This is a genomic window from Wolbachia endosymbiont (group A) of Therophilus tumidulus (assembly GCF_964277345.1).
In the GTDB taxonomy this organism is placed as follows: Bacteria; Pseudomonadota; Alphaproteobacteria; order Rickettsiales; family Anaplasmataceae; genus Wolbachia; species Wolbachia pipientis.
The window spans coordinates 1,084,357-1,097,972 of the sequence record NZ_OZ195515.1 but is presented as its reverse complement, the minus strand read 5'-3'; the positions used below and the strand labels follow the sequence as shown (position 1 = coordinate 1,097,972).

The 13,616-nt window shown below is 32.3% G+C and carries 10 protein-coding genes; 2 read left to right on the top strand and 8 right to left on the bottom strand.

The window, feature by feature from the left end; all coding sequences use genetic code 11:
• Window positions 1-294 precede the first annotated feature (294 nt).
• Together ACICQD_RS05810 and ACICQD_RS05805 are read left to right on the top strand one after the other, a co-directional pair.
• Window positions 295-1,194 (top strand): DMT family transporter, encoded by a 900-nt coding sequence (locus ACICQD_RS05810; RefSeq protein WP_149168726.1) that lies wholly within the window; start codon window positions 295-297, stop codon window positions 1,192-1,194.
• A 47-nt stretch (window positions 1,195-1,241) separates the two neighbouring features.
• Entirely contained in the window at window positions 1,242-2,549 is a 1,308-nt protein-coding gene (locus ACICQD_RS05805; RefSeq protein ID WP_149168727.1) for a UDP-glucose dehydrogenase family protein, read from the top strand.
• A 17-nt stretch (window positions 2,550-2,566) separates the two neighbouring features.
• Here ACICQD_RS05805 and ACICQD_RS05800 read toward each other — a convergent pair whose 3' ends face one another.
• From ACICQD_RS05800 to ACICQD_RS05765, 8 genes are all read right to left on the bottom strand, one after another.
• Window positions 2,567-3,712, bottom strand: a complete 1,146-nt coding sequence (locus ACICQD_RS05800; protein WP_395461745.1) for an MFS transporter — start codon at window positions 3,710-3,712, stop codon at window positions 2,567-2,569.
• 140 nt (window positions 3,713-3,852) lie between these two features.
• Window positions 3,853-4,896, bottom strand: a complete 1,044-nt coding sequence (locus ACICQD_RS05795; RefSeq protein WP_149168729.1) for a threonine aldolase family protein — start codon at window positions 4,894-4,896, stop codon at window positions 3,853-3,855.
• Window positions 4,893-5,942 carry a threonine aldolase family protein gene (locus tag ACICQD_RS05790; RefSeq protein ID WP_149168730.1) on the bottom strand — a complete coding sequence of 350 codons (1,050 nt, stop codon included), beginning with the start codon at window positions 5,940-5,942 and terminating at the stop codon, window positions 4,893-4,895. Before ACICQD_RS05790 ends, ACICQD_RS05795 begins: the two co-directional genes overlap by 4 nt.
• 1 nt (window position 5,943) lies before the next feature.
• Window positions 5,944-7,719 (bottom strand): ABC transporter ATP-binding protein, encoded by a 1,776-nt coding sequence (locus ACICQD_RS05785; RefSeq protein ID WP_264730541.1) that lies wholly within the window; start codon window positions 7,717-7,719, stop codon window positions 5,944-5,946.
• Window positions 7,720-8,709, bottom strand: coding sequence for a phytanoyl-CoA dioxygenase family protein (locus ACICQD_RS05780; protein WP_395461744.1), 990 nt, complete (start codon window positions 8,707-8,709; stop codon window positions 7,720-7,722).
• A gap of 4 nt (window positions 8,710-8,713) precedes the next feature.
• Entirely contained in the window at window positions 8,714-10,390 is a 1,677-nt protein-coding gene (locus ACICQD_RS05775; RefSeq protein ID WP_264730537.1) for a WG repeat-containing protein, read from the bottom strand.
• Entirely contained in the window at window positions 10,351-12,678 is a 2,328-nt protein-coding gene (locus ACICQD_RS05770) for a glycosyltransferase (protein ID WP_395461743.1), read from the bottom strand. The genes ACICQD_RS05775 and ACICQD_RS05770 overlap by 40 nt, the downstream gene beginning before the upstream one ends.
• Entirely contained in the window at window positions 12,635-13,588 is a 954-nt protein-coding gene (locus ACICQD_RS05765) for an NAD-dependent epimerase/dehydratase family protein (RefSeq protein ID WP_149168735.1), read from the bottom strand. The genes ACICQD_RS05770 and ACICQD_RS05765 overlap by 44 nt, the downstream gene beginning before the upstream one ends.
• Window positions 13,589-13,616 lie beyond the last annotated feature (28 nt).

Sequence of the window (13,616 nt, the reverse complement as noted above, 5' to 3'; positions counted from 1 at the left end):
AAAGAGGAGATATTTAAAGAGAGATGTAGCAAGAGGGAATGAGCTTAAATTATCAAATCAACGTTATTCTACTTTACCTCACTAGCATTTTCCTTACCTTGAGCCTTACTATTACTCACAAATATAAACGTTCGTTACATAGCTCTTAATATGTCTAAAGAGACGAAATTTCCCGAATTATTTATAATGAACCCTTACGATCACATTCTGGGGACGTACATCAGAAAACTTTTATATTATTAGTTTTGTAGTAAAATTATATGAGTACATCGTATCTATTAAATCAGAAGCTTTATGGATTACAGATTGAGAGCTTATTTGTTTGGGGTTATCTGGTTTATACTTAGCTTACTTAGTAGTGTAGCTAATGATACTATATCAAAATATCTAAGTTTACATCTTCAGAGTTTTGAAATAATTTTTTTCCGCTTTCTGTTTACCACTATTACCCTTGTACCTTTTATGTTTTACTATGGAATAGAAACTTTTAAAACAAGTCAAATATCTACTCAAATAACCAGGGGTGGGTTGTTGTTTTGTGGAATGACCTTATGGACTTACGGGTTGACTGTTTTCCCCATAGTAACTGCAACGATTATAAGTTTTTCTATACCATTATTTGTTATACTTCTTGCAATCCCTTTGCTAAACGAAAATATAATTTGGCAAAGATGGATAGTAACTGTTATTGGCTTTGTTGGTATTGCTATTACTACCAAAGCTCATAGTGAAGATTTTAATCCTAAAATTCTTATTTTTATTGTATCTGCATTAATCTTTGCTATATTAGACATACTTAATAAGAAACTTGTAATAAAAGAGTCAGTAATAAGTATGTTATTTTATTCAGCTCTAACGACAACTATTTTTTCTACTCCACCTTTGTTATTTTATTGGCATATGCCTTCCTTGTTGGAGTTAGTATTACTGCTGATTTTAGGAATAAGTTCAAACCTAATTCTGTTCTTCATGTTAAAAGCTTTTGCTCTTACTGATGCTACTGCACTTGCACCGTATAGATACATAGAGCTAATAATTTCTGCAATAGTAACATACGTTATATTTAATGAATTACCTGATAAAAGTGCTTTATATGGTACTTTGATATTAATACCATCAACCTTATTTATAGCTTATTCGGAAGGTAAGGCAATTAAGAAAAATAATCTAACAACAAAAGTTTATAATTGTTAATGGTATTTATTTTAGATGCTAAGCTATATTTTTAAGGTGATAATAAAATGCACGTAACTATTATAGGAGTAGGGTATGTAGGATTAGTATCTGGTACAATGTTATCGGAGCAGGGCCATAAAGTTGATTGCATTGACATAAATACTGAGAAGATTGAACTTTTGAAATCAGGGAAAATTCCTCTATATGAACCTGGATTAGCAGATTATTTAGAGAATAATATAAAGTCACAAAGAATAAGATTTTTCGATTCGTATTTTCAAATAAATCCCAATACAGAAGTAGTATTTATAACTGTAGATACTCCATCAGACTCCCTAGGAAATGCAAATTTAAAGAATGTATATAATGCAGTAAGTGAAGTTTATGAGAGAGTTAATCAAGATTGCTTAATAGTGATAAAGTCAACTGTTCCTCCTGGTACTGCAGAAAATATACATAATTATTTATCTAATAAGGGCTATAACTTTGATTTAGGAGTTAATCCAGAGTTTCTCAAGCAAGGCTCTGCAGTATCAGATTTTTTATACCCAGATAGGATAATAATAGGAGTAAAAACTAAGCTAGCTAGGGCAAAACTAGAAGTTATATATAGATCATTTATAGATAAGAATATTCCGTTAATAGTCACTGATACAGTTACTGCTGAAATGATTAAATATGCTTCTAATGCCTTTCTAGCAACAAAGGTTGCTTTTATCAATGAGATGGCAGGTTTATGTGAGCTATTAGGAGCAGACATTGACCTTTTAGCTAACAGTATGGGAATGGACCATAGAATAGGTAAGGAATTTCTCAAAGCTGGTCCAGGATTTGGAGGATCATGTTTTCCTAAAGATTTGTCAGCTTTAATAAGGCTTGCTGAAGACCACAATGTTAAGCTACAAATTTTAAATTCAGTTAAGGAATCTAACTATAATCATATAACAAACATTGCTAAAAAGGTAGAATATGTATTAAATGGAGTCCAAAATAAAAAAATAGCAATATGGGGGCTAACTTTTAAGTCTGGTACTGATGATGTAAGAAATAGCCCAGCTATAGATATTGCAAAATTGTTAGTGAATAACAAGGCTAAAATTACTGCATATGATCCAATGGGGATGGATAATGCTAGGCAAGTTCTAAAGGATATAGAGTACGCAGACAATGCTATAGGGGCTGCAAGAGACGCGGAAGCCTTATTATTATTAACGGAGTGGAAAGAATTTAAAAATCAAGATTTTGCAAGTTTAAAGAGTATTATGGCTGCACCTAATGTTTTTGATTTCCGTAATTTATTAGATAGCGAGCTATTACTAAGATATGGTTACCATGTTTATTCCTTGGGTAAAAAATCTATCTACAAAGTTTAACTGTTGAGAAATTTTTTTTACACCGCTTTACTTAGTTTTTTTAGATCTTTGCTTGATAGTATGGAAAAGCAAACGAGTGCAACAACAGAGCAAATGGAAAAAAATGAAAACATAATACTGTTACCATAGTGCTTAACAAGTACTCCTAAAACCACGCATGAAAATATTGAACTTGCAATATACCCAAATAATCCTGTTAAGCTTACAATTGCACATACATTATTTTGTGGAGCAATTTCTATAGCTATAACACCTGTCAGTACTTGCACTCCAAATATAAAGAATCCTGATAAGATTGCACCAAGGTTCATAAGAATTATGTTTTGACCAAAGTTCATTGCAATAAAAGTGAGTGCTATACCCAACATGTAAAGTAATGCCAGCAAGCTTCTATTTTGAAAGAAGTACATATCACTAATTCTTCCTGTGATTAAAGTTCCAAGGATTCCACCTAAATCATATACACCTGTTATTAGTGAGGATTGTACAAGAGAAATTTGTAATTTATCCCTTAAAATTATAGGAAACCAAAAGAAGATTCCCATTTTTATAATATAAGCACAAAAAGTAGCACAACATAGAAACCATATGGAACTTGTTACCTTGATACCTATTTGAGATTTATGCACCTTATAATAGGTAGTAAAGTTGGCACTTTCTTTGTAATATGCTTTTAATATTATATAAATTCCAAAAAGTAAGCATAAGAGACCAGAGTACAAAAATGCACTTTTTGCATCATATATTTTAATTATACTTGGTAATACAATTAAAGTAATACAAGAACCAAGTTGCTGAGATGAGCTCATAACTCCCCATGATGATGCAATTGAAGAGATGCTAGAGTTTGTAACCATAAACTTGGTAATAGCTGGCCAACCTAACCCTTGTGTCCAAGCTAATAATATTAATGTTAACAGTAATAAAGTTAGATTATTATATGATAAAGTTATACCAATGGTTAATAATCCAGTTGCAATATTGCATAGCCCAAACATAAATAATGGATTATTTTTGGAGTCCATTATTATTCCATTAACAAATTTTGATACTCCATAAAAAAAAGAAAAGCAGGCAAAAAAATAGCTTAATTTTACATGGTCAGTATCTATTAACAGTGGTAGAGCAATTGGTATACTTTGTCTTGATAAATAAAGCAGCATATATCCACAGAAGAATAGTAAATATTGAAAGAAGACAAAGTTCACACCTATTCCCAAATAGCTCTATGCAGATGCTAGCATAATACTATATTGGTATAATATTGTTTGACAAGAAGTTTGCAAACAATTAGTGCAAAAAATTACTTACTTAGTATCTTTCTTATAGCAGATACAGTAGTATTAATATCTTCATAGCTTATATCTCTATGTGTTATAGCTCTGATTTTACCTTTGATGTTAGCCATTCTAATTCCATAATTTGTCATTAGTACGTTTATTAATTCTTGAGTAGATATACAATTAGTACGTAATGAAAAATACGCTATATTAGTTTTATACAGGTCGATATCAATTATAACTTGATCTATGGAGTCTAGGCCTTCTATAAGGTGCTGCATTTTTTTATGATCCTCTTCTAAAGAATTTACATTATTATGTAGAGCATATAAACATGCAGCTGAAATAATGCCAGCTTGGTGCATACCTCCGCCAATTTGAAACTTATAGTACCAAGCTTTTTCAATAAACTCTTCACTTCCAAGCAATATTGCGCCCATTGGAGCACCTAATCCTTTACTAAAATCAATGAATACCGAATCAAAATAACTTGCATACTCCTTTGGAGATATTTTAGTATGAGCACAAGCGTTGAACAGTCTTGCTCCATCTAAATGAGTGAATACGTCATTCTCTTTGCAGAGACTTGAGATCTCTTGAATATATTCTAAAGGCCACACAGCTCCACCACCAAAATTTGTCGTTTGTTCGATAGAAACAAGCCCAACTCTCGGAATATTTCTTAAACTAGGACGAGTAATAAACTCAACAATTTGTTCTCCAGTAAATATTCCTCTCGTACCTTTGATGGGCAAAGGAGTAGCATGTGCCTGGGCCGCAATCAAGCCAGATTGTACTATGAGCGGATGTGAAGTTTCATCAAGCAGCAAGTAATCACCAGGTCTTTGAATGTGTACTTTATAAGCAATTACATTGGACATCGTTCCTGAAATCAAAAAGATTCCTGCAGGTTTACCTAATATTTTACATGCGGTTGCCACTAATTCGTTCACAGTTGGATCTTCACATGCAGCTTCGTTTCCAACTTTTGCTTTAGCCATCGCTTCCCTCATTTTAGCTGAAGGGTCAGTGTTTGAATCGCTAAAGAAATCTATTTTTATTCTCATATTAAATTTAACACAACCTCCTTTATAATTTCAGCAGCTTTCATGATGTCTGTTTTCTTTGTGCCAAGATGGGTAACTGCTCTTATATGAGACTCGAGCCAAGGAAAAAGCAATAAACCATAAGCTTGGCACTTACTCAAGAAAACCTCATTAGTTACATTTAGTGCTTTTATACTAAAGCTTACTATATTAGTTTCTGGATAAGGTAGTACCAGTTTTATGTGTGGAATTTCTTTAATCTTATCTGCAAGTAATTTAGCGAGCTTATTATCTTCTTTAAGCCTAGAGATATTATTCTGTAGTACGTATTTTGCTGCATTAGCACAATACCCTATCTGATGATAACCACTACCTAGCCAAACCTGTAGCTTTTTAGCCCTTTCAATTATCTCTCTTTTACCCATAAGCATTGAACCAAAAGGAGCTCCAAGTCCTTTAGTAAAAGAAAAGCTCATTGTATCCACGTATTTAGCATAATCTGCTAAAGCAATATTCGTTTCGATATGAGCATTAAATATTCTTGCACCGTCTAAATGAAGATTTACATTGTGAGCTTTTAAAAAGTTATATAACTCAACTTGTTTTTCAAAAGGATAAATTTTACCATTAAACCCATTTATACTATTTTCTATAGAAACAAGACTCACCTGAGCAAAAATTTTATACCTCGGCTTAGAATTAATAGCATATTCTACTTCATCAACATCTAAGATTCCGCTATTATTTCTAATGCAATTAAATACGATATTATTTACTTTTGCATTGCCTGCGCTATCGAAAAAATTAACGTGATAATTATAATGAGTTATGAGTTCATCACCAGGACTTGTTTGACTGGCAATGGCTAATCTATTTGCAAGCATACCGCTGGTTACAAATAATGCTTCTTCTACTTTGAATAGTTGTTTGCAATATTCTGATAAGTCATTACAGCTTTTGTCTTCACCATAAGCAAAATCTCCAACAGTTGCATTACTTATTGCATGTATAACGTTGAAGCTCTGCAGAGTTGTAGTGTCACTTCTCAGATCAATAATTTTTTCCATCTTATTTCTTGCCATTCAAACAACCAATTTGAGCATTCCAAAGTTCTTTATAAAGACCGTGCTTAGAAACTAGTTCAGCGTGTTTACCATCTTGGACAATTTTTCCTTTGTTAAATACTAGAATTCGGTCCATGTGTAAAAGTGTAGAAATACGGTGTGCTATAGTAATCGTAGTTTTATTTTGCATCAGTTTAAATAAACTCATTTGAATTGTTTTTTCTGTTATAGAATCTAATTGACTAGTTGGTTCATCAAGAAATAATATTGGAGCGTTTTTTAAAAATGCCCTTGCTATTATTATTCTTTGTCTTTCTCCTCCAGATAGCTTGATACCTTTTTCTCCGACTATAGTTCCATATTGATCTGGTAGAGTCATAATGAAATCGTGAATACCAGCCAGCTTTGCAGCTCTCATTATTTCTTCGATAGTAGATTGAAGTTTACCATATATGATGTTTGCTAAAATAGTATCATGAAATAACAATGGGTCTTGAGGTATTACAGATATTTGTTGCCTCAAAGAACTCTGTGTAACTTCTGATACTATTTGATTATCAATCTGTATATTACCTTTTTTAACATCAAATAGCCTTAGAATTAAGTTTATAAAAGTAGATTTACCACCTCCAGAATAACCAACTAGACCTACCTTTTCGCAAGGATTAATGGTAACTGAGAAATCTTGAAATAATGGCTCCTGACCTTCATAAGAAAAAGAAACATTATTAAACGTTATTCTTCCACTTAATAAATTTAATTCTTTAGCATTTTCCTTATCTTGAATTTCTGGTACGGTAGTCAAGATTGGCAATGCATCTGAAACTTTGCCGAAATGAGTAGAAAATTGGGTAAGATTCCTAGTTAGATGGTTAAGAAACTCTATAATCGATATATTAATTCCAAGTACAAGAGCAATATCTCCTATTGCAACCTTGTTCAATTGATAATCATGAATTAAAAAATACAAGTTTACTGCTTGAAGTATATCGAATGAATATCCATATATAAACCAAAGACAAAAGTATGCCCATTGTAATTTTCTCTCTGCAATAGTTCTTTTCTTGCATATTTGAAAAAATTTGTGTCTCTCATGTGCTTGCTGAGAAAATAACCTTACTGATATAACATTTAAAATACTATCTGCTATACTAGCTATTACTTGTGAGTTTTGTTTAGAGTAATTATCAGCTAGTTCAGTAAGTACACGAAAGCTGAAAATCGATACTAAAATAAAAATGCTTACCCAAGTGAATGTGGCGATTGCAAATTTTATGTTTACTAATGATAAGGTATAAATAGCTAAGACTAATGCTATGCTGTAACCGAAAAAACAATCTATAAGCAATCTTATTAACTCTATCACACTATCCATTAAGTTACTGACCTTATGTACTAAGCTTCCAGATAAATTGTTCTGATAATAGGAATGGTCTTGCTGGAGTAGCCTACAAAAAGACATATCAGCTATCTTTTGACGCATTAAGGTAAACATTCGAATGTCAACAAAATAGCCATAGAATCTAAAAGCAGTAGTGATAAGTAATGCCATACCAAGATAAGCGCTTACAGGTAATAAAAGATTCTCAATTACATTACCTTCCTGATATTTTACAGCTGTATCTAGAATATTTTTTACTAAATACTTTCTAAAAGACAAATCAACAGCTACCACCAGGGCAACTAAAGACATTACAAGCACATTAAGCTTGAATTTAGATACTATATTCAAGATGAACATCAATACACATTTGAAGCTATCAACTCTACTTCTGTTCATTTACAATGCTAGCTCCACTACGTTGACTTTTTTATTGAGAAATACAAGTAGTGAAAACCATAAATTTTTGTATATTTTTCCTGAGATGTCTCCAGCATCATGTAGTGCTGATGCTTGATTCAGAATAAGTAGCTTATATAAATCTCGCTTAGCCTCAGTAGTGTCGATCTCAGAAATATTTGTAGTTGTGTCTGTAATAAAGGCTAACCAGCTCTTAATAAGTTCTTTCATGTTTTTTGCTTTTATACTTTCTTGGTAGCCAAATAATGACAAGCATTCTCTCAGTATAGATTCTGTTAACTCACCACAATTGAGTATACCAAAAACTGAAGGCTGAGGTTTTGGCACATAGGGAAGGTCTTGATCTTTTACAATCCACCTTGTTACATAAGCAAATCTATCTTTAGCATCTGTATTCTTATCACTACCATGCCATAACCGTGAATCAAAAACTATCGCATCTCCTGCTGAAATAGGTAGTGACTTAATTTTATAATTTTCTCGGTTATTTGAGTACTGATCAAAAAAATATGGGTACCAAAAATCAACTAAAGGCTGTATTTCCCATTTATGACTGTTTTCTATAATTTGCAGTGCACCTGAAGTTTCACTTACATTATTCAAAGCTAACCAAACGGAAAAGTGGTAAGGATCATTGAAACTATAGGAGATGTCTTGATGGAAGGGAACTGCATCTATTAAATCAGCAGTTTTACATATAACATTTGATTTTTTCTGCAGTATCTGACACTGAAGTGACTTTTCAAGGTAATTTTTAATAATTTTATCTAATGCTTGAGAGATAATTCTAGTTACTCGAGATGACGTGCCCCATCTACCGGTACAGTTTAAGTAGTCAGAAGTTGAAACACTTAGTTCTTGGGATAGCTCTGATATCTTATTTGTTATATCACTTAAAGACTGAGTTATTAGCTTTAAAGGAACCAGATTTTTGATAATAAAAAAACCATTTTTTTGTAGTATTTCCATATGATTAACACCTGACATCAATGACTGATAAGTAATCTGTTAAAGGTACAACAGAAGAAATTTTGAATCCTTTTACTTGTTTGAGTATTTTTTCCCAATCGCTTAATGTTCTTAGTTTACCTCCTGTTTCAACCATTACATTAATATCTACAGAGCCTCCAGCTGGAGAGCGGTAATCTAAAATAGTTTCTATCAATAAAATACGAGATATTCCTTTGACCAATTTTAAATAAGACAATACTTTATCATCATCATAATGCTGTAGAAAGCGGCAAAAGACACCTAATTCATAATTTGTAGCTGATAGTTTTTCCTGAGTTATAAGTTTGACTTTTAAATTTTCTACTAACTGTCTTGGCACTTTATGTTCGTTATATAGGCCTATAGAACCTTTATTGTGTATATCAGAATAAGCAAGAAATAAAGAGTGTACACCAAATAGCAATATATTCTTAGCACCATCTATATTAATCCTAGAATTAAACTCTTTAGTATCAAATCTAGAATATCCTAGCAATGCTTGGTAAAACGCTATTTTCTTATCTTCTGATGCTTCTCTTTCCTTAAAAGATTCAAATGAAGAGATTGACTTCTGTTTTAGTATATCGGCAATCTTTAACCAATTCTTTTCAGCGGCAACTCTTGCCCACATTGTTGCTGCTTTTGGCAAAAATGGTATTTCCTTAAAACACTTACCTTTTGATGATAGTTTCCATAAGTCCTCGTCCTTATCGTAATCAATAAACCCTATTTCCCACAACGCCCTTAACAGCCTTTCTAGATTTGGTACGATAATGTTTAACTTTTTAGATAAAAACGGCACAGTTGCAGGTAAAATATTTAACAAATCAAGTTCAATAGCAACGCTTGTTAGGTAAGTTTTCCAAAAGGCTGAAAGTTCTGCAGAAATCCTATGCACTTGAGATTCTTTACCTAAATCAAAAATACTAAACTTTACATTTCCGGTAATATCGATTTGTCCTAACACACCTTCAAAAGTTTCAACTTTTGCCATGCCATTATAGAATGCTTCTACCATTTTAAATCTCTGCTGGTAAACAGGATCACCATTAATATCTATATGAAACCAACCATGTTGATCTTCTGCAATAGAATACCCTTTATGAAAAACATTAAGTTTTTTATACCATTTATTATGTACTAACTTTCCATGATGATTAATATGTGTAGCTTTGCCATCCTTATAGACTACAGCGATACCATCCTTAAAATCTCCAACATAATCATATTCCTCCTGATAAATCCTGTTGCCATTTAAATTAATATGAAAACATTTATCATGTCTTCTAACTACACAAGCATCTTCCTGATAATTTCCAATCCATTGATACGACTGTTTGTATACTCTACATCCAGATGAATCAATATGGTAACACCCTGTATCATCTTCTACGGCTGCTCTATTGAAGTAGAATCCAAAAGTTTTCAGAAATCTATGATGATAAACTGCTTCTCCTCTCACATTGATATGATAAGCACCTGTCTGATCATAAACCGGTGCAAGACCGGGCTCATGAAATTTACCAACCTTTATAAACCTATTTTCATACAAAGGATTTCCTAGTAATTCGTGAAAACTCTCACACGGTGAAATTTTAATAGATTTAAGATTATCTTTGATTAATTGATCAAAGGTTTTCTCATGTTGCATGTTTTGCATAATTTGTAATTTAAATAATTCTTTTGTAAGCTTAGGTACTCACTACTCTGCCATATTTCCTCGAGTTTAACCTCATTAACATTACCAAAATTTCCTAATGTCTTACGGAGTTCATCTGGAGCACAGCAAGGACTAAACTTTCCTTCATTGTTTATCCATGCTTCTTTACCTAAAAATGGGCATTGACCACCTGGAGCCAAATCCTTAATACCTTCTTGAGAAAGGATTGTGAAATTTTCTAATTTTATCTTTTTACCATTTGGCAATAGAATATTATCTCTAAGTTCGTATAACCTTCTCACCTCCGTGTTCCATCTACTAATTGCTAACTCATCTCTTCTCATAGATAGATCCTTAATTTCCTCAAAATGTGCCCAAAGATGATGTCCTTTAACTCTATCTATGCCGTTTTTTATGGCCATCTTAACTATGTCATAGAGTTCATGTAAATTACTTTCCAAAAATGTTAATTGTAAAGTAACGGTACACCTTTCACCTGTATCGCTAAAGTATTTATCTCTAACTTCAAGGAAAGTTTTTAAATTTTCTGTCACTACTTCCCATTTTGAACCTTTCATGATTCTTTCATGAGTTTCTTTAGTTGCCCCATTCCAGGAAATCTTAACATCAGATAAAATTGGTACCAATAGTTCAGCCCATTTTCTAGCTCCTTTAATAGGAAAAGAACCATTGGTTGTGAGGTTAAGCTTAAGGCTGAACTCATGGCACAAATTGATTATTTCATCAAAGCTTTTATACATTAAAGGCTCACCCATAGTAGAAGGAATGATTTCCCTTAAAGGTGTTCCAGCTGATTCCTTAATTACTTTTCTGATAGTTTCTATCGACAGTATCTTAGGTTTTATTCTTTTAGCTTTCTTTTCTTCTTTAACTTTACTGTATGGTGAAAAACATTCGCACATTATACAAGCAAAATTGCAGTAATCTGGATTAGTATCAAAAGTAATTCTCCAAGGACCGGGTTTAACAGCTACTGATTTGCCTTTCTTTTCAATAGCATTACGGTAAATCTTGTTAAGTTTTTCAGTATGCTCACTTATAGAAGGTATATTTCCATTTTCAGTATAAGGATAGCCTTTTTGGGTAAGTTTATTGTATAACTCCTGATTTGTAGATAGGACTTGCATTTTTTCTGATAAACTACTTGCATCTCTGTGCTTAAACAATAGTCCATCTCTTACATATTCTGCCATACCACCATAATCGGCTGTTATAAGTGGTATTCTAAGTTGCTGTGCTTCATGTATTACTAATGGTGAATTTTCACCCCAAATTGAAGGAACGACTATTGCATCAACTTTATTAAATACGTCAGTAACTATATTCTTATTATCATAACTTCCCATCCACTCTATTCTTTCTTTAACAACAGGTGAAAACTGATCGGCAATCGCTTTTAAAGCTTTAGTTTCTTCTCTTGCTGCTCCCCAAATTCTAAGTTTTGCTTTAGATGATAAGTGAGAAAAAGCCTTTAGTAATAGGTCAACACCTTTTTCGGGAGTATGAGTACCAATATAACCGAAAATAAACTCTTTTTCTTGTGCTCTATTTCTATTCTTAAGACGATTGAGATCAAAACCATAATCAAGATAAGAAATTTTGTTTATCGGAACATTGAAATCCTGAGTAAATTTATCCATCAAGAATTTTGATGGGGAAATAAAGTAATCTATATAGTCTATTATTTTCCTTGTGTGCTTCATTCTAGTTGCAACCCATTGTTCCCAATAATTTATGTCTAAATTCAGGAATTCTTCATCTCCTGTAAAATATCCTTTGTAACATTGGGTTGCACATTTTTGATCCTTTTGTCCATCACAAAGCCGCAACAAATCTTCAGAATTGCGTTGAATAAACCTTCCTCTTGGACACATTAACCAAAAGTCATGTAGCGTAAAAATTGTAGGTATATTTTCTTTAAAAGCAATTTCTGGTAAAGTAATTGATAGATGATTAAGATGACCAAAATGTATAAGATCTGGCTGAAAGTTATCTATTACTCTTTTAAATTTTATATCTACTTCTTCATTAATAAATTTATAACGATATTTAGTTATGGGTATATTAATTAAATGCAGTAAGATTCGTGAATCACTACGATCTAGGACTGTAGTATAATAAAAATCAGGTAAAAAGCTATTTTCATACCTAGTAAATACTTGTACCTCATTGTTATTTGCTAGTTCATGAGCAAGAGTTTGGCTATAAACCTCTGAACCAGCACTATAATAAGGAGGGTAACCATGAATAACTTTTAATATTTTCATATATTACCATATCTATATTGTCAGGATATTCTTGTGTATTGTTTTGTAGACTTTTTATAAAATTACTTAATCCTACTTCTAATGAATGTTTTGGAGACCAACCAAGTAGCTCTTTAGCTCTAGTAAAATCACCATGGAACTTAGTTACATCAAAATTTCTTGGAGGATAAAAATCAATTCTAGAATCACTTTTCGTGACTTTTAATATTGTTTTTGCTAAGTTTTCTAAAGTACATGGGCTATTAGTAGTAAGATGAATAGCAGGAAGAGAAGATTTTTCGCTTTGTAAATATTTAACAGTTAAGCATATACCCTCTATAACATCATCCAAATAGGTAAAATCAAAAACACATTCTTTACCTTCTATTTTAATTGGATCACCTCTTAATGCATTAATACAGAGTGCAGGAATTACTCTACTGTTATGATCTAGTAAACCACCGTATACATTTGAAAAGCGTAATATTGCTACATTAAAATCTTTTAAGCTTGTTATTTGTTTCTCAATAAATGCTTTACCTTTGGCATAATTATTTATTGGATTGATACTAGCAGATTCTGTAACCGGCAGTTCCTTCTGCTCTCCATAGACTTCCCTACTACTTGCATATATAAACCATGGTTTATTTGAAAGTGACTTACATAACCCTAAAAACTGCATTGTACCATCAACATTAATTTTTTTACACAGTTCAGGATAAAGTTCACCATGTATAACCCGAGAAATTGCAGCCAGATGAATAATTCCTGTACACTTAGCAAGTAGTGGTACTATATCTTCTGAAAAAAAACTGAGTGGATTGTTGTGAAACCTAATATCACAGCTTATTACTTCATGGCCCTGGTTTTCTAACTTTTTCACCAAGGTTGACCCTATCAAACCTGCAGCACCTGTTATTAATATCCCCATGTATACCCTCTCACTACAACTAGGAAAA

Bases quoted from the DNA above. Each gene is read 5' to 3' on its own strand.
- ACICQD_RS05780 (WP_395461744.1), bottom strand. From the start codon at position 8,709: ATGGAAATACTACAAAAAAATGGTTTTTTTATTATCAAAAATCTGGTT.
- ACICQD_RS05800 (WP_395461745.1), bottom strand. From the start codon at position 3,712: ATGCTGCTTTATTTATCAAGACAAAGTATACCAATTGCTCTACCACTG.
- ACICQD_RS05775 (WP_264730537.1), bottom strand. From the start codon at position 10,390: ATGCAAAACATGCAACATGAGAAAACCTTTGATCAATTAATCAAAGAT.
- ACICQD_RS05785 (WP_264730541.1), bottom strand. From the start codon at position 7,719: ATGAACAGAAGTAGAGTTGATAGCTTCAAATGTGTATTGATGTTCATC.
- ACICQD_RS05765 (WP_149168735.1), bottom strand. From the start codon at position 13,588: ATGGGGATATTAATAACAGGTGCTGCAGGTTTGATAGGGTCAACCTTG.
- ACICQD_RS05805 (WP_149168727.1), top strand. From the start codon at position 1,242: ATGCACGTAACTATTATAGGAGTAGGGTATGTAGGATTAGTATCTGGT.
- ACICQD_RS05795 (WP_149168729.1), bottom strand. From the start codon at position 4,896: ATGAGAATAAAAATAGATTTCTTTAGCGATTCAAACACTGACCCTTCA.
- ACICQD_RS05810 (WP_149168726.1), top strand. From the start codon at position 295: ATGGATTACAGATTGAGAGCTTATTTGTTTGGGGTTATCTGGTTTATA.
- ACICQD_RS05790 (WP_149168730.1), bottom strand. From the start codon at position 5,942: ATGGAAAAAATTATTGATCTGAGAAGTGACACTACAACTCTGCAGAGC.
- ACICQD_RS05770 (WP_395461743.1), bottom strand. From the start codon at position 12,678: ATGAAAATATTAAAAGTTATTCATGGTTACCCTCCTTATTATAGTGCT.